General features: G+C 54.9%; 12 protein-coding genes. 5 read left to right on the forward strand and 7 right to left on the reverse strand.

The window, feature by feature from the left end; all coding sequences use genetic code 11:
* Positions 1-79: 79 nt before the first annotated feature.
* Positions 80-2,155, forward strand: a complete 2,076-nt coding sequence (locus tag KRAC_RS48275; RefSeq protein ID WP_007919854.1) for an alpha-amylase family glycosyl hydrolase — start codon at positions 80-82, stop codon at positions 2,153-2,155.
* Between the two features lie 427 nt (positions 2,156-2,582).
* A complete protein-coding gene (locus KRAC_RS48280) occupies positions 2,583-4,340 on the forward strand; it encodes a peptide ABC transporter substrate-binding protein (protein ID WP_007919856.1) in 1,758 nt (585 codons plus the stop codon).
* Positions 4,341-4,460: 120 nt separating this feature from the next.
* Here the strand turns inward: KRAC_RS48280 and KRAC_RS48285 are convergent, their stop codons facing one another.
* Positions 4,461-5,435, reverse strand: a complete 975-nt coding sequence (locus tag KRAC_RS48285; protein WP_007919857.1) for an aromatic ring-hydroxylating dioxygenase subunit alpha — start codon at positions 5,433-5,435, stop codon at positions 4,461-4,463.
* A 382-nt stretch (positions 5,436-5,817) separates the two neighbouring features.
* Here KRAC_RS48285 and KRAC_RS74980 point away from each other — a divergent pair, with 382 nt between their 5' ends.
* On the forward strand, positions 5,818-6,651 hold the full coding sequence (locus tag KRAC_RS74980; RefSeq protein ID WP_007919864.1) for a CHAP domain-containing protein: 834 nt from the start codon (positions 5,818-5,820) through the stop codon (positions 6,649-6,651).
* Positions 6,652-6,796: 145 nt separating this feature from the next.
* On the opposite strand, the gene KRAC_RS48300 is transcribed toward KRAC_RS74980, so the two are convergent.
* Positions 6,797-7,801, reverse strand: a complete 1,005-nt coding sequence (locus tag KRAC_RS48300) for an aldo/keto reductase (protein ID WP_007919866.1) — start codon at positions 7,799-7,801, stop codon at positions 6,797-6,799.
* A 119-nt stretch (positions 7,802-7,920) separates the two neighbouring features.
* Entirely contained in the window at positions 7,921-8,505 is a 585-nt protein-coding gene (locus KRAC_RS48305; protein WP_007919868.1) for a hypothetical protein, read from the reverse strand.
* A 59-nt stretch (positions 8,506-8,564) separates the two neighbouring features.
* Here KRAC_RS48305 and KRAC_RS48310 point away from each other — a divergent pair, with 59 nt between their 5' ends.
* Positions 8,565-9,878: an RNA-guided endonuclease InsQ/TnpB family protein gene (locus tag KRAC_RS48310; protein ID WP_007919870.1), complete on the forward strand. Its 1,314-nt coding sequence runs from the start codon at positions 8,565-8,567 to the stop codon at positions 9,876-9,878.
* Positions 9,879-10,155: 277 nt separating this feature from the next.
* On the opposite strand, the gene KRAC_RS48315 is transcribed toward KRAC_RS48310, so the two are convergent.
* Positions 10,156-11,460, reverse strand: coding sequence for an MFS transporter (locus KRAC_RS48315; RefSeq protein WP_007919872.1), 1,305 nt, complete (start codon positions 11,458-11,460; stop codon positions 10,156-10,158).
* 3 nt (positions 11,461-11,463) lie between these two features.
* Complete coding sequence (locus KRAC_RS48320; protein ID WP_007919874.1) at positions 11,464-12,630, reverse strand: RNA polymerase sigma factor; 1,167 nt, start codon at positions 12,628-12,630, stop codon at positions 11,464-11,466.
* Between the two features lie 339 nt (positions 12,631-12,969).
* Between KRAC_RS48320 and KRAC_RS48325 the strand changes: the two genes are divergently transcribed.
* Positions 12,970-13,455: a DinB family protein gene (locus KRAC_RS48325; RefSeq protein ID WP_007919875.1), complete on the forward strand. Its 486-nt coding sequence runs from the start codon at positions 12,970-12,972 to the stop codon at positions 13,453-13,455.
* 169 nt (positions 13,456-13,624) lie between these two features.
* Here KRAC_RS48325 and KRAC_RS48330 read toward each other — a convergent pair whose 3' ends face one another.
* Positions 13,625-14,467, reverse strand: a complete 843-nt coding sequence (locus KRAC_RS48330) for a hypothetical protein (protein ID WP_040447345.1) — start codon at positions 14,465-14,467, stop codon at positions 13,625-13,627.
* Complete coding sequence (locus KRAC_RS48335; protein WP_007919880.1) at positions 14,406-16,937, reverse strand: hypothetical protein; 2,532 nt, start codon at positions 16,935-16,937, stop codon at positions 14,406-14,408. The genes KRAC_RS48330 and KRAC_RS48335 overlap by 62 nt, the downstream gene beginning before the upstream one ends.
* Between the last annotated feature and the right edge of the window lie 13 nt (positions 16,938-16,950).

Below are 16,950 nucleotides of genomic sequence, written 5' to 3' on the forward strand. Positions count from 1 at the left end.
CGAGGCTGAAGACCTCGTGGTTTTCTCGCCACGCCCCTATAAAATGAGCAGACCCACCTCGTGTGAAAGGTAGTAATAGATGCAAGTAATCAAAGCTCCGGCAGAGGCACAGCCGGAGGCCGACCTCCTGGTACATAAGAGAACCCACTTCGCGCTCTGGCGCCCCGCCGTTACCGATCCCGCTCCCAGGCTTCTTATTGGTGAGTTTGTGCCTGGGGAGCCGCCAACACTAGGCCAGGAGCAGGCTTTTACCCTGTCTCCTTCGGCAAAAGGTGAGGGATTATGGGATATCGCGGCTAAGGACTGCCAGCTCGAAAACGGTAAGATCTATCACTACTGGTTTGAGGTCACCGATAGCAATGCCTACAAGGAAAGTCACCCGCGTATCCTCTGCACCGATCCTTTCGCCCTCAATGTCGATTGGCGCTTGCTCTCGCCAAAGCCAGAAGATGACGCGTTTAGCAACGAGGATCGCTATCCAGCGAGCGTGGTGAAGTATCAGGATGGCGAGCTGGTGCCGTGCGATCCCGAGGGCCAGAGTCCCGATTGGCGCAATGATCCCCCTCTGGAGAGCCTGCCGGTCAACACGCAACTGGTTATCTATGAGCTGCCCACAGCCTGGGCTAGAATGCGCAAAGAGGGCGGAGTGCAGGTCGCGGGCGGCAACTTCCGTGATGTTCTGGCGCTGGTCGATCCCGGGGCCATACCTTTCAGTTTCTTTGGCCTGACTGTCTTGCAGGAGGGGCGAGCGCATCTCCGCGACCTGGGCATTACGGCATTGGAGTTGTTGCCGCCCGCCGATAGCTATGTCGATGGTGGATGGGGCTATGCCACTACGAACTACTTTACCGCCGACTATAGCCTGGGCAGTTATGGGAAGGGTAAGCGGCCTGCACCAACGACCGAGCTGGCGCGCTTGATTCGTGCCTGCCATCAAAATGGCGTGCGTTTCTTCGCGGATGTTGTCATGGCCTTTGCGGCTCGCAATCCCTATCGCTCAATCAACTACGCCGATTTCTTTGTCAAGGCGAATTCTGGTGATCCCGAAGAGTATGTGGGGGATATCAAGCGCGATGGCTTTGGCAGCGACCTGTTCAAGTATAATCACGCGGTCGAGGGCTATGATCCATTCACCGGAGAGCCGGGTAAATTTATTCCGGCGCGCTCCTTTATGCTGGCCTATCTCGACCACTGGATGCGTTACTATCGCATCGATGGTGTGCGCATCGATAGCATCGTGAATATTGCGAGCTGGGATTTTGTCGAGAGCTTTAAAGACCTGGGGCATCGCGTCTACCAGGCGCGCTGGGTGGAGCAGGACAACGAGCCTGAGATCGCGGGCGCGCGTTTCCTTGTCACCGGTGAAGAGCTGGACATGCCCCTCGACCTGGTGCATCAGCATCGCGTGGATAGCCTGTGGAACGAGTACTTTAAACGCTATGTACGCGCGGCCATTATCGGTCAGCAGCATCCCGACGAGGAGAGCTTCGAGGATACCGTCAAGAAGATGGTGGATTGCCGCCTGGTCGGTTTTGGCGATGGCTCGCAGGCCATCAACTACGTCACTTCGCATGATGTCGAGGGCTATGGGAATGAGCGACTCTTCGATTACCTGAATAGCTGCGGGGTCAACGAGAAGGAGCAGCGCATCAAGCTAGCCTTTACCTGCCTGATTACCTCCGTTGGTGTCCCGATGATTCTGGCTGGCGAGGAGTTTGCCGACCAGCATGACACGCCTGCGGAGGGACCGGAGAAGCAGCGTGATGCCGTAAACTTTGAGCGGCGCTACGATCCCTGGCGTACGCGCATTGTAGATCACGTGGCCCGCCTCGTGCGCCTGCGCACCAATTGCGAGTCCCTCTGGGTCAACGAGACGGAGTTTATCCATAGCGATTTCGCGGATGGCAAGCGGATTATGGCCTGGGTGCGTGGTGAGCCAGATAGCCGCAATAAGGTGGTCATCGTAGCTAACTTTAGTGATTACGGGACCCCAAACCCTAAGGATAAGCGCTCGGAATACGTCATCAACAACTGGCCTCAACTGCCCAGAGGCAAGCGCTGGCGCGAGGTCACTCAGGATCGCGTTGTGCCTACCAGGCGTGCCGGGCGCGAGCCGATTCTTCCCTGGGAATCGCGCGTCTACGTCGCAGAATAGCATCACTTAACTGGCTCCCCAGGTCTGGGGAGCCGGTTATATGCCCTTCTTCATACCTTCTTCTATCAAGCATTTTGTTTCTTTTTATTCCTTGATATTTCTTTCTATGTGAGATCTACGAAGTTAACGACGTATAATTAGTGTAGGATAGTTAAGCAACGTATGTATACATTTTGGGTGAAGAGAAGCCATACTATAGTGGCTTGGCACTGCGAAATACCCTGAAGGGCGCAGGCAGATGCTGGTCGAGAGCGAAGGATCGACTTTTCTTTCTCCGCGTTATTGGCTTCACAACAACTGATAGGGCAGTACACGTAACTTCTCGCGTGGCATCAGGTAGTCAGTTCATATCGACAACCTGTTCTGTAGTTGCATTGTCTTTTTTGTGATTTAGTGTACGTTATAGCCTCAAAGGAGAGTTAATGTTATGCCTTCGGGTAGAAAACGCTCTATGCTTATCTGGCCAGTGCTTCTTACCTTGCTGGCCCTGCTTGTTACCGCCTGTGGTGGCGGCTCAGGGGGAAATGGTAATGGGTCTGGAGCCAAGCTCTCTAACGACAAGCAGGTGTACGTCATCCCGGTGAGCGGTATATCGGATGTCGCGACACTCGATCCGGCCCTCTCGACCGATGCCCCTTCGATTAACGCCCTCAATCTGATGTTTGTAGGCCTGGTACAGCTCGATGATAATCTGAAAGTGTATGGCGAACTGGCCCAGAACTGGAGCACCTCCAGCGATGGTCTGACCTGGACCTTTAAGCTGCGCGACGGCCTCAAGTTTAATGATGGCAATCCCATCACCGCAGACGACGTGATCTTCAGCATTGACCGTGCGCTCAAGCCGGAACTGAAGTCGACGGTGGCTCCAGCCTATCTGAGCCTGATCAAGGATTCAGATAAGCGCTTTGCAGGCAAGGTTCCCACGTTGATCAATGATAGCCTCTTCGCACCCGATCCTACAACGGTCAAGATTGTGACCAGCCAGAGCGCGCAGTACTTCCTGCAAGCCCTGACCTACCCGACATCGTATGTCGTGGAGAAGAGCTTTGTGCAGAAGTATGGCGATACAGATTTTCTTAAGCACCTGAACGAGGGTGGCTGCTCAGGTCCCTTCAAACTGGACCAGCATATCTCTGGTAAGCAGGTTAGCTTTGTGCCTAACAGCAACTATTGGGGTGGCAAGCCTCAATTGCAGAAACTGGTATACGCCTTCTACAAAGATCCACAGACGGCCTACAAAGCCTACAAGACCAACCAGGTCGACCAGGCTGGTGTGCCAACTGCTAACCTGGATGAGGCACGCTCTCTACCCAATAAGCAGTATCGCCAGGTGCCTCAGTTGACCATCGACTACTTTGCGATGAACTACCTGGCCAAGCCCTTTAACAATATCAAGATCCGCCAGGCTTTTGCCCTCTCCATCGATAAAAACGCCATTCAGGATCGCATCAACAAGGGTGCGCGCCTGGCGACCAACCACATCGTGCCTCAAGGAATGCCGGGGTATAATCCCAACCTCAAGGCTCCTGGTGGCGTGACCAGCACGAAGGGCGATAAAAACCTGGCCAAACAGCTCTTCCAGCAAGGTATGCAGGAGGAGGGTTACACCCTTTCAAACTTCCCTGCTGTGACGGTGACGGTCGCCTCTGGTGGCTCACAGACTGCCAAGAATCTCTTCCAGTTTGCGCAGCAACAGTGGAAGGATACCCTGGGTGTCACGGTCACCATCAACGACGAGGACTTTAACAAACGCCTGGATGATGTCTCAAATACCGTGGGCAATGGCAAATTGCAGATGTGGTTTGCGGCCTGGGGTGCGGACTATCCCGATCCCGAAGACTGGACGACCCTGCTCTTTGGCAATGGCTCAACCAACGACTCGACCAATTATGGGATGGGGAATTCCAAGACGGTCGCGATCCAGAAGCAGATGCAGGAGCTGATGTTGAAGGCTGACGTCAATCAGAACAATACTGAGCGTCTTGCCCAGTACAACCAGATTGAGCAGCAACTTGTGGATGACGTCGCCTGGATTCCCATTGACCAGCGTGCTACGAGCTATGTACTCAAGCCCTGCGTGCAGGGAGTTGTGGACAACGCGCAGAGTCTTGTGCCTCCTGGCGATTGGGCCAAGGTCTACAAGACCAGCGATTCCCCCTGTGCTAACACAAACGCCTATAAATAGGATGTTCCTGATAGTACAGGTTAGCAGGGAGACAGACATATCGCTTGTTCTTTCATGCCCTCTTGCCGGGAACATGCGAGGGAGAGTGTGCGCTAACGCACCTCTCCCTTTTTCGCTTTATCAAGCTGTACCGAAGGTGACGCCTTTCTCGCGCAGCCAGCGCCGGTAGGCGATAGAGAGCCTGTCTGAGCGCAGGTGTAGCTCGGCCTGGAGGTCCAGGGGCAGGAGTTCGGGCCGCTGTGATTCGACGACTGGAATATCCTCGAAGAGGATGCCCTCCTGGAACTTGATGATCTCCTCGTCCGACTCATCCTTTGTCGTTGTCGCCTCATAGGTCCAGACTAGGGAGTGATCGATATCTACAGGTGTGATGGTAAAGAGCAGGGCCAGCCCTGAATTATCCTCGTCCTGTTTCGCCAGGTAAGCCGTAAGAGGGCGTAGAACTTTATAAATATAATGCATATACGCCCCCTGGCCTACACCAATGGGATTGGGCTGCCAGACACAGATGTCGTTGGCGACAATCTCATCTGGCGTCACATCGACTTGATAATCAGAGAGAGCTGTATGCTCCAGGTCGCCCAGGCTTCCCTGGTGAACGAAGGGGAAGTGTGCCACATCCAGAAAGTTCTCGATCAGGCGTGGCCCTCCGGCCTGCACCTTGTAAGGGCCACAGACGACGGCCTTAAACCTCTGGTCGTCCCACTCTGGAAAGACGGGAATATCGCGCTCTGGCTCTCCCAGCGAGACCCAGATGGTGTTGTACCGCTCACGGGCCTGGTAGACCTTCGCCTGAGCCTTGGCGGGCGGACACTGCTCAGGATGGGCGGGGAAGCGAATGCAACGCCCCTCGCCGTTATAGACCCAGCCGTGATATGGGCAGGCCAGTGTCGTTTTGGTTGCCTTGCCCAGCGAGAGTTTCGCGCCACGGTGAATGCAGAGATCGCGCCAGGCATGGATCTCCCCATCCGCGCTACGCCATAATACCAGGTCCTCGCCCAGTAAACGTGCCGCGACCGGTTCCCCCTCGACAATATCAGCAGAACGGGCAATAGGATGCCAATCATTAATTAAGACAGTATCTTGAATCAGCATAGTTACTAGCTCTCTCCAGGATTACGCTTGTGCGCTTGTTAAAGCGTATCTTAACCCGAAAGAGGCTGAAGAGCAATGCCTAATGTTGTGGGGGGCAGCGCCGTTCTCGCCCCACTACTCCCCGGCCCGCAAGCTCGCCTCAGGAGTAAGGGGTGTATGGGTGGTAAATGCGGCTTTGCCGCATTTACCACCCATACACCCCTTACTCCTGAGGGCCGCAGGCGCGAAGAACTTACCTGGGAGAAAACATACACTATACAAATACACGATTTATAGAGTATACTTATTTTGAGCCTCTCAACACAATATAGCGACACTAATGTAGGGAATAGACACTTCTACTGATCCTGGACGTGGATATGTGATGGTGGAGGAGAATAGAATGCTTGGTCTAGATAATCCTCTGGTCGCGAAATTTTTTAGCGCGGTTGATAGCAACACCTGGTGTTGTAAGCAGACAGGCTATATTATCGCCGGGAATATCCTGAACTTTTACCGCCTCTTTGGTACTACTGGCATGAATGGCCTGACGCATATCGGGTTGCCTCTGGGCAATGCCTACACGCCTGAGCCTGGCAAGCCTCGCTCATACCAGAAATTTGAGCGCGCCATTCTAGCCTACGATCCTCAGCACACATATGACCGTCCCCCTGGTAGTGGTGATGTCTACTTTATGCATATTGACCACCCCTTGCCCCAAGGCTCAACGCCGGTCCCACCCTCTCAACCCACCCCGGCTCCATCTCCAACGCCAACCCCCACTCCTGTTCCTAAACAACCCCCAACTCCCGTCCCGACTCCAACGCCCACGCCTGCTCCTAAGCCACCACCTGTGAAGAAGCCAGTGGCTGGCAAGAGTAACAATTTTCCCGCAGGACAATGTACCTACTGGGGGGCCTACCGCTTTCACCAGGTACATGGGGTCTGGGTGCCCTGGCTTGGCGATGCGTGGAAATGGCCTGACCAGGCCAAGAGTAACAACTGGGTAGTCTCGCGCACGCCAACGGTAGGCGCCATTATCGCCCTTCAACCTTATGTGCAGGGCGCGGGCAGCCTGGGCCATGTCGGCATCGTCGAGTCAATAACTGGCAATAAGAGTGTGCATACCAGTAACTACAACTGGTATGCTGACGGAGGAGGTTGGGGCATCTGCTCCTACTGGGACTTCCAGTATAACTCCTCCGTCGATATCGCCTTCATCTCACTGGCGAGCTAGCCTTGCCCCACTCCGTAGGGTCCATGCTGGCATGGACTCCGAGCGCAGCGATCTCCCGCGTCGGGGGTATCGGCCTGCGGGCCGGACGCGTCCATGCCAGCATGGACCCTACATGTTGGGTGCACCGCGTATGATTCGCCTACACTTACACGGGCGAGATCTTATCAATGGCCTTGAGTTCGTCCTCGCTGAATTCGAGGTTCTTCAGCGCGGCGACGTTTTCTTCGATCTGCTCGACCTTCGAGGCCCCGATCAGGACGCTGGTCACGGCCTTGTGGCGCAGATTCCAGGCCAGTGCCATTTGCGCGAGGCTCTGGCCGCGCTCCTGGGCGATCTTATTCAGGCCGCGAATCTGCTCTAGCTTCTCAGGTGTGAGCATCCTTTCGGCATGCTGTTTGTCCCACCATTCAGCCGCGCGTGAATCGCTGGGGATATTATCGCCCAGGTACTTGGTGCTCAGCAGACCCTGCGCCAGGGGGCTGAAAGTAATGACACCGCTCCCCGCGCGCAGCGTATGATCAAAGAGATTATGCTCTGGCCCGCGTCCCAGCATGTTATAGTATGGCTGATGGATCGTAATAGGCGCCAGGCCCATCTGTTTAGTGATCGCCACTGCCTCCTCAAACTGCGCACCCGTGAAGTTGCTCACGCCAATGTAGAGCGCCTTGCCTTGCTTCACAATCAGATCGAGGGCAGCCATCGTCTCCTCCAGCGGCGTCTCGGGATCGGGACGGTGCGCATAGAAGATATCCACATACTCCAGACCCAGGCGCTTCAGCGACTGATCCAGGCTCGCCACAAGATATTTCTTCGAGAGGCCATCCCCATAGGGACCGGGCCACATATAATAGCCCGCCTTAGTCGAGATAATCAGCTCATCGCGTGGCATATCGCGTAAGATCTTCCCCACCACCTTCTCCGCATTGCCCGCAGGGCGACCATAGTTATTGGCCAGGTCAAAATGGGTGATGCCCAGATCGAAGGCGCGATAGAGGCAGGCGCGCGCCACCTCTTCACCGCGATAGCCACCAAAGGTCTCCCAGGCCCCCAGCGAAATCGCCGGCAGGCGCAGCCCTGAACGGCCGCTACGGCGATACTGCATCCGCTCATAGCGATCTTCAGCAAAACTCGTCACTTGCGTATCAGACATACATACATCGCTTTCTAGCAAAAATACACACTTACTTTTACCACCAGGAGCAGCCAGGCGACCGCACCTGTTCCCCTATTAGTATGTCACGTTTTTAAGTTTATCGATATATCTCTTTGCTATTTTAGCCACACGCTTAATGGACCCAGGGGCGTAAAGCCAGCGCGTAATGCAGTTTCCAGGCTCTCATCCTGCTCATATCCAACAATAGGAAGATCAGGATAGCAGGTAGCTATCATGCTGACCAATTCTTCCCAGTATTTTTCCGGCTCTTGCTCGGGAGTAAAGACATTGGAGATGCCTACTACTCCGGTAGTTCTATTAGCAATCGCTCCTGCTACGATCTGCTTTGCTTTGTAAGCTGCTATAAAGCAAATGTCCTCATCATGCAGGAGTGTTGGGAGGAAAAGCTGATTTTGAGACAAAGATGTTTGGGACCATGCCTCTTCCCAACGTAGCAGTTCCTTCTCTGATGTGATTTGCCGCCATTGGAGATTAGTGTCTCTCGTCGAGGCAGTTTCTCCAGATATTTCTCTAAGAATCCATTGCGCTTGAAAGAGCTGCTCAAACCCAAAGGGGGCGAGATCCAGGATCGCGAAACTATCCTTCACCCAAAACGCCGCAGGATGCCCCTGCCCTTTCAGGCATGGGGAGGAATGCGGCGTTCCTTTGTAGGTGGCTTGGGTGGAATACGCCGTAGACATTCTCTCATCTGCTCATGTATTGTTGACAGTCAGATGAAAACTATGGTATAATTTAGCGTATGCAAACGGTAGTAACAGCGAAACTCAAATTAAATACAACGCCCGAGCAATTCAAGGCATTACGTACAACGCAACTGGCATATCGGGATTCTCTCAACTATGTGAGCCAGTATGCCTTTGAGCATGGCAAGATGAGCAATGCTGTTCGTTTGCAAGATGCCACCTACGAAGAGATCCGCCTCCGTTTTCATCTGCCTTCGCAAATGGCCTGTTCTGTTCCTCGCCAAGTTGGAGCCTCGTATAAAACCCTCTGGACAAAGGTCAAGAACAATGCTGTTCATCGTAAGGAAGGGAAGACCAAGAAACGCTACAAAGGGCTTGATAAGGCTCCCAAGTTCATCTCCCCCACGTTGACCTATCAGTACAAGAAAGACTACACCTTCAAGAAAGAGCAGCAGGTGAGCATCCTGACCCTTGAGGGACGTGTTATCGTGCCCTATACTGGCTACAATAAGCATGTGGCATTGATCCAGCGTGGAGCGGAGATTGGTGCATCGAAACTCTGGTATGACAAGCCCAAGAAACAATTTTACCTCCTTGTCTCTCTTGAAATTGAGACGGCTGATCCTACACCTGAAACGCACAAGCAAGTCGTTGGCGTGGATGTGGGGATGCGATACCTTGCCGTCACGGCGACGATGCAAGGGGATTGCACCTTCCATTCAGGCAAACAGATTGTCCCCAAGGCAAACCACTCCGCACGACTGAGAAAACGTCTGCAAAAGAAAGGCACTCGTTCAGCGACAAGAAGGCTCGTTGCCATCAGTGGACGAGAGAGACGGTTGAAGCAGAATACCAATCATGTCGTGAGTAAGCGGATTGTCCTACAGCACCCTCAAAGCTTGATTGGACTGGAGCATCTGACAGACATTCGAGAGCGTACCAAACGACGCAAAGGCAAAAATGCAAAACAGCGAAAAGCCAATCGTACCTTCTCCAAATGGTCCTTCGCTGAGTTGCATAGCATGATTGCCTATAAAGCGCTCTTACATCGAAGTATGGCGATCAAGGTGGATGCCAACTACACCTCGCAAGCGTGCCCCAAATGTGGGCACACCTGCAAAGAGAATAGACCCAACAAAGGATTGCTCTTCGTCTGTCAGAATTGTCAGTACACGCTCCATGCCGATCTGGTTGGTGCAAGAAACATTGCGATGCGAACGCTTCTTCTCCGGCAAGACTGGATAGGAACGGGCCTCTTGTCAGTACGCCCTGATGTGTCGGACGATGAAGCCAAAGCCGCACGCCTGAAAAGGTATGCTGAATTGCGGTGGAGTTCAGACACAACTCCAAGCCCTCGGCTTTCGCCGTAGGGTACTGACAGAAACACTGTATTCCCTTTTGGTAGTAAGAAACTCAGCGAGAGTGTTATGCTCAAGGTTAATGTTGGCTTTTGGCGTAAGCGTCACGAGATTGGGGTAATAGATTGGCGTTTGTCGTTGACAAATCCAGAAATCATCATGAAACTCTCCCAGGATATTATGAGATCGGCAGATAGTATCGCACCAGACGGCGTTATTATATGCAGCTAATTGAGTAAGTGATTGCAATTATTCTATTTTCCTTTTTTTATGTATTCATCAAGGCACATTATTGTACACCATCTGCGATGGTAGTCCTTTTAGGTTGATCCATCCCCTTCAGGCTGGGATTGAAGAGGAGGGAGATGGTTGAGAGCAGGTAGATGCAGCCGAAGATGAGGATTCCTGGTGTGATGCCGAGCCAATCAGCAAGGAAGCCCGCGACCAGGCCGCCGAGGGGCATGCCCAGGAAGGCCATGGCGGTGAGGGCGCCGAAGACGCGCGCCCTCAGCTCAGTTGGGACTAGCTCCTGCTCCATGGTGCTCAAGATGGGATTGATGGGGCCGATTGCTATACCGCCTATGGCGTAGGAGATGATGAGCAGAGGCAGAGGCAGGCCCAGGGCCAGCGCGAAGAAACGCAGGATCGTCGAAAAGCAGAAGCAGAGGCCGAAGGTGAGCCGCCTGGGGAGGTGATGACCAATGGCGGCGAAGAGGAGGGTTCCCGCGAAGGCTGCGCCTCCCCAGGCCGCGATTAGCCAGCCAAGCGAAACTGCGCTCCCAAGCACCTTCTGGCCATAGCTTGGTATTAGCACACCTGACATGCCCTGGTCAAGCATGTTGGTAATCATGATGGTGATGGCAATGGCGAACATGACTGGCGTGCGGCGTAGAAATGTCAGCCCCTCTTTCAGATTTTGCAGATAGTTGCCCTGCTCTTGTCCCTGTTCACGCGGCTTTGCTTTGCTCGCGGGAATGCTCCAGGCGAGCAGGAGGGCCGAGAAGAAGAAGGTCGCGCCATCCACCCAGAGCAGGTTGCTGGTGCCAATAACGAGGATCAGTACGCCAGCCAGGGGCGCGCCAAAGAAGCCAGAGACACGGCTGACTCCATCATAGAACGAGTTTGCCCGCTCGGCAGGCATACGCGAGAGCTTGATCAGGTCTGGTAGGAGGGCATAGCGTGCCGAACTGCCCGGCGTCATAAGCAGGCCTGCCAGGAAGACCAGAACCTGCAACTGCCAGAAGCTGAGGCCGATAGTCTCATAACACAGAGGAATGAGCATGATCGCGATGCCGCTGGCCACGTCCCCCAGGATGCTGACGCGCTTGAATCCCAGTTTATCAAGAAGTTGGCTACCGAAGAAGGATGAGAGCACGACTGCGAGCGTTTCGAAGAAGGCCGTAATGCCCGCTTTGGACGCGCTGCCCGTGGTCTGTAGGACCAACCAGGGTATAGCGATAAACATCAATCTATCGCCAATCAGGGAGACTGTATTGGCGAGGAAGAGCGCGTAGATGGGCAGCACACGTTTCTCTAGTAGCTCTGTGTCCTGCTCTGCTTGAAGATTCTTTTCCTGTTCTATGCTTGCTCCCATTGCCTAACCTCCATAGATGTTGAGCACATCGAAACGCTCGCGAGTCGCGACGACCTCGATCCTGGCCGCGCTAGTAATGCTCTCGCAGGTGGCGACGAGCGCGGGCACGCCCTCGGCCTCAATCTGGCGAGGTGGCAGGAGGCGAATACGCGGATAGCGACGGCGGAAGTCCTGGACCTCTGGCAGGTTGAAGGCCAGGGTATCTATACAGGTATGGCAGCGGGAGCCACAGTGATTACAGAGTAGATCAATGACGATGGCATTGCGTTGACGAACCCAGCTTGAGGTTTCGGTGGGTATGCCAAAGTTGAGAGGCACCGGGTGATCACAATCAATGCAGGTGACGGAGCCTTCACGTAGAGCGGTGCGGTAATAGTTACTGGCCCATTTATCCAGGCGTGAGAGTGCGGGCTTAAAGGTCTTGAGGCCTTCCAGAAACTTAATGCCGGTGTTCCAGGAGACATAGTCGTTTGGGCGTGGGCAGCAGGTGAGACACTTTAAGTAAAGGTCGCCCTGCACCGGGTCGAGCTTGCCCAGCATACGCTGTTGTCCGCAGTGATGACACCAGAGTGCGAGCTGGGTCCATTCGGCGTTCTCATTGGGGGCATAAGTTTCCGTTTCCAGTTTAAACTCGTCGGTCAGGACGCGACGCAGGGCCAGCGTGCCGCGCTTGAGGCGCATGGAGGCGGTATGAACATTGACCCCCATCAGGCTGGCGACCTCGGAGAGCGATGACTCGCGCACATAGCGCTCAAGGAGCGAGGCGCGGGTCTCGGGTGGGAGCAGGTCCATGGCGCGGTCTAGTAGCTCGGCCAGCTCTTTGCGCTCCAGCTCAACCTCCATGTCGAAGTCATCGGCCAGCGTCTCTTCAAGCACGTTCAGGCTCTCGTCCGCCTCTGTTTGTAGCTGGAGGCTTTGCTCCTGCTGGCGTCCCTGCTTGCGCGCCCAGCGCAGGTAGACGTTGCGCGCGATCCCTGATAGCCACGCAGAAATCTTCTCTGGCTCACGCAGGCCTTCTAGATGTTTCCAGGCCTCTAGCAGCGTTTCCTGTACTAGGTCCTCTGCTATGTGTGCGTCACCTGCCAGGCGAGTGCAGAGGCACAGCAGGCGCGGCCTCTCGCTGCAAAGGATGGTTTCTATATTGTGTATGACTTCGTCCATATTCTCCATCGATATGTCCCTCTCGAAGTAGTCTATCATGTCTATTACTTCTATGTCGCGATTTAGGGGCGCGATTTAACGCAAAATTTGGCCGAATTTTGTATCTTCTCAATACTTCTCTCCACTTCGTGGCTCGCAAGGGGGTATGGTATGTGGTGGAAAACTGCCGCAGGCAGTTTTCCACCACATACCATACCCCCCTTGCGAGCGTCGTAGACGCTGAGAACTTTCCTCCAGTATCAAAAAAAATGATGATTGCAATCGAAAACTATTGCTAACGCCTGGGCTTGTAGGTGTGTTAGAGTAAGGATAGTTGAATCGCTTATTTTGAGAGATGAGGATAAAAGTATGAATGCAAATCGTGCTCAGTTAATTACTACTTTGGAGCAGACACATGGGGCGCTGGCCGAATTGACCGCGAGCTTAAGCGATGAGGCGCTGGATTTTCGCCCAGGCGCGGAGGAGTGGAGTACACGCGAGATCCTGGCTCACCTGGTAGACGACGAGATGTTTATCATGCGTATGCGTGTGGAGCGCATGGTCAAAGAGGAGCACCCTACGCTTGCTGATAACGATGAGAAGAAGTGGCATAGCCATCGCAACACCTCACGTGACGCCGTGAGCGATCTGCTGCATGACTTTGCCATCCAGCGTGTGGCCAGCCTGAACATCCTGACCTTCCTGAGCGAGGAAGATTGGGCGCGTACAGGCTTCCACACCGGCTACGGCGAATTTACCGTCGAGAAGTGGCTTGAGCATTGGGCCGAGCACGATCTCGTCCACATTCGCCAGATCGAGCAGAATAACGCCGCATATACAGCCAGCCAGCGGTAGCACGCCTGCGGGGTGTGGGGCGCGTTACTGGCGTACGCGGCTACTGGTGGTTGGCCTGGGACAGTCATCGCACACGATGACTGTCCCAGGTTCTTACGTGGCAATTTGTTCGGACAAAATTTCCCAGTGGAGTCTTTGGGCGCGTGCCGATATGGGAGGTCGGCAATTACTATTGTGGTGGGAAGAGGTGGTTAAAGGGCCAGAGGCTGCTCAGGACGGTGAGGGGCGAGATGGAGGCGTTCACGGTGACAGGTAGCTGGTGTCTGGTTGGCCTGGTGGGCTGGGCGCGCCAGAAGATGGCTCCAATGCCGACGAATAGAAGCAGGATCTCGATGGTCAGGAGCAGCCATTCATCTCCCAGGTGGGCTTGAAAATTGCGCTTGAAGAGAACCTCGGCAAGCAATAGGAGCAGGCAGAGCAGGCCGTAAGTGCTGAGATAGAGGCGATGTCGCGCAGATGGGCTGTGGTGAAAGAGACTACAATGGGCGATGAAGACGCTGATCGCCAGTAGAGCGAAAGAGATGGGCGGTGAGTTGTCGTGCCACCACATGATGTTAATGAGGAGCCAGGAGATAACCCCTTGAGCCAGGAGCATGGGATACAGCGGCTCAAAGGCCGTACAGGCGCGTAGTATTTTACTGAATCTGAATGTGCCTGGCTGGTCGGTAGGCAGCTCGGCGAGTTTGAAGCCAAAGGTGAAGGTGAGGAGCCAGAGGAGGCCGAAGAGCAGCCAGATGAGCAGGATCTGGAAGAGATAGGGAACATCTGGCACGTGGCAGATGAGCGCGTCACTACTGCTAATCTTGACCGAGGGGCAGAGCAGGACATCCCAGGTTAGCATGCCCACGACAATGGCAAATGTACAGAGAAACGCGGCCAGGAGCCACCAGCGTGGGTACCAACCGGCATACTGGCGAATGATATCTCGCAGGGACTCAGGCGATGGCTCTTCACTCTGAGTTTGAACTGGCTGGGTTGCTGTCGTGGTGGGCGTGGGTGTAGGTTCTGGCATAGCTTTCCTCCATTGTAAGCAAGTTGCCGTAACTAAAGGTGGCGATAATGAGCCAGGGATGTGCCTCGGACAGGTATACCGGGTAGGCGTCGTCAGGGATATGGAGCGCATTCCGTTGTAGCTCTCTTTCACGCCCACACACAAAGGTCATGCTCTGCTCAGACATGCCAGGCCCAGGCTGGTAGAGTAGCCTGCGCGCCTGCGTGAAGGCTTCGCGCCAGGCATCATCCTTCGCAAGAGCGGGACCAAGTTCTGCCATCTCGCCGGAACAGTATGGTTGTACGATCTCCCGGGCAAAGGCTATGAGCTGGCGGCGCAGGTCATCCTGGTTGCTGGTAGATAGGCTCTGGCCTGTCGCTGTAAGCGCGCGCAAGAAGTGCTGCTGGATGGCGGGCAGGGTCTGATGCCAGGGCTGTATGGGCGCGAGCGTGCGCATCTTATTCACCTGCTCGACGATCTCCTCAAGTGTATTACTCGACCTACGCTGCAAGAGTTCTCCATTGACCACAAGCACATCGCGCGATCCAGCAGGACTGTTGTAGAGTTCCTGCTGAAGGCGCTCGGCTTGCTCATTAAACTGGTCGCGTAGGGTTACAAGGAATGGGGCCAGGTCATGCAGACGCTCGCTTAGATCGTGGACGCTGCCCTGTAGCTCCTGCAAGAGCTTTGTGCGAAGTTCGTCCTCGCGAAGCTCGCAGCGGTGGATATACGCCAGGCGATGGAAGCCTAGCCGGTCGGATCGGGCAACGCGCACGGCCTGCTGACGTTGATAATGAAAGAGGCCATGCGCGAGGAATGTAGCTGTGCTCATGCTTGCTATGATGTTCGCTAATATGCTTATGGGATATATGAGAGGCAGGGTGATGAGTACGGCAATGAGAAAAGGGAGTGCGATCAGGACCTGGGCCGCTGGAGAAGGTACGCGGGCCTCACGCCGAGTGACACGCTCCCCCAGGCGTTGAGCGATTTCTGCCTCTTCAGCGGTCAGGCCTGGCGAAGGCTGTTTATCTGCTTGAGGCGGCTCTTCGAGAGCGCCGGGTGTGGCTTGAGGGAGGCCAGCGCGTGTCGCAAATGTGCGCATGGTCTCGTTATAGCTTCGTTGATGGCGGCTCTGCCAGGCGAGGCAACGCCTTTCGAGTTGTGCCACCTGCGCGGCGAATTCGTCGATATAGAGTATGGCGAGATGCAGCCCGGTCTCATCAACCTGGCTGGTCTCTGTAATGATCTGCTGAAGCCTCGTGTTGATGAGTGTAGTCATGGCCTGCCATGCGAGCGTGGCGCTTGCATTCCACGCGTTATAGCGCTCAGGAGCCTTCTTCCCGCGGCACGTGACCAACTCACTCCAGTTTATAGCCGCTCCAGGCTGGCGAGTGGAGGCGTGCTGTACTGCTTCGGGCCAGAAGCAGGTGAAGAGCGCCTGCGCTTGCTCTGAGAGCTGGTTGTGTAGCCGAGCTGTGTCTTCAGAGTTTGGTACCTGAGATGGAGGCGTTGAGCAGAGTCCATCCAGGTTGGGGGCGAGATGCTCTGGGCGCTGGCGTGGATGCATGCTCCAATGTAAGCCGTGTTTGGTATTGGTGAGGGGACGCTCCTGGCTCTCCTCCAGCCAGTGGGTAAGCGTCTGGGCGAAGCCACGCGCCCCCGCCCGCAGCTCCTCCCGCCTGCTTGTCGCGATAGGCGTTTCCTGGAGACCGGGCCGCCATTGCTCAAGGAGGTCTCTGCCAAGGCGTAGCGTACAGTAGTCTTGAATGGCCTCTCGGGGAGAGAGCACCAGGCTAGTGCTAAGACTACCCACAACAACTGGCGTGGCCGGACTGGTGCCACCACGAATCATCTCTATGAAGAAGGGTTCGGTCGTGATACTGGTGAGTAGCAGGGTAAAGAGCGCCTCCGCGATGGCATAGTAGGTCTCGTCCTCCGAGAGAAAGGCCTGCTGTGGCTGGATCGAGTTCCCTTGATAGAGATAGCAGAAGTGAGCTGGGAGCGCAAGATTCAGGGGTGCTTCCAACTGGGTGCTCTGCTGGGTGCGGAGCATAGAGCAGATGAACGAATGGTTACTGTTGCGTTGTAGTTGAGCCTGTAGGGCTTGCTGAACCTGGGCGAGAGGGCTGCGCGTGGGATCTCCAACGATATAAATTTGCGCGCGAGGATCAGGTACAGGATAGCCCGCGCGTGTAATCTCCGTGATGAGCCGGTTGGATTGGATCTCTTGTAAGGTCTGTGTGACCAGGAGTTCAAAAGGTCGTGCCTCTGCTGGGGGTATTTGCGCCTGCTCAAGTGACCAGGTCAGGGGGAGTTGGGTTGCCGTGCGTTTCTGTGTGTCGAGCTGAAACAGGGCCATACACTGGCAGAGAATGCTGTCCGGCTTTGTCCGCTGGAGGAGCGACATGAGCTGTGCGCAAATATGCTGCCCCGTCTCATCGACGAAGATGACCAGTCCCGGGCGAAAACGGAGATGAATAGGCGCGCGCATGGTCTCCTCCTTT

This window comes from Ktedonobacter racemifer DSM 44963 (assembly GCF_000178855.1).
Lineage (GTDB): Bacteria > Chloroflexota > Ktedonobacteria > Ktedonobacterales > Ktedonobacteraceae > Ktedonobacter > Ktedonobacter racemifer.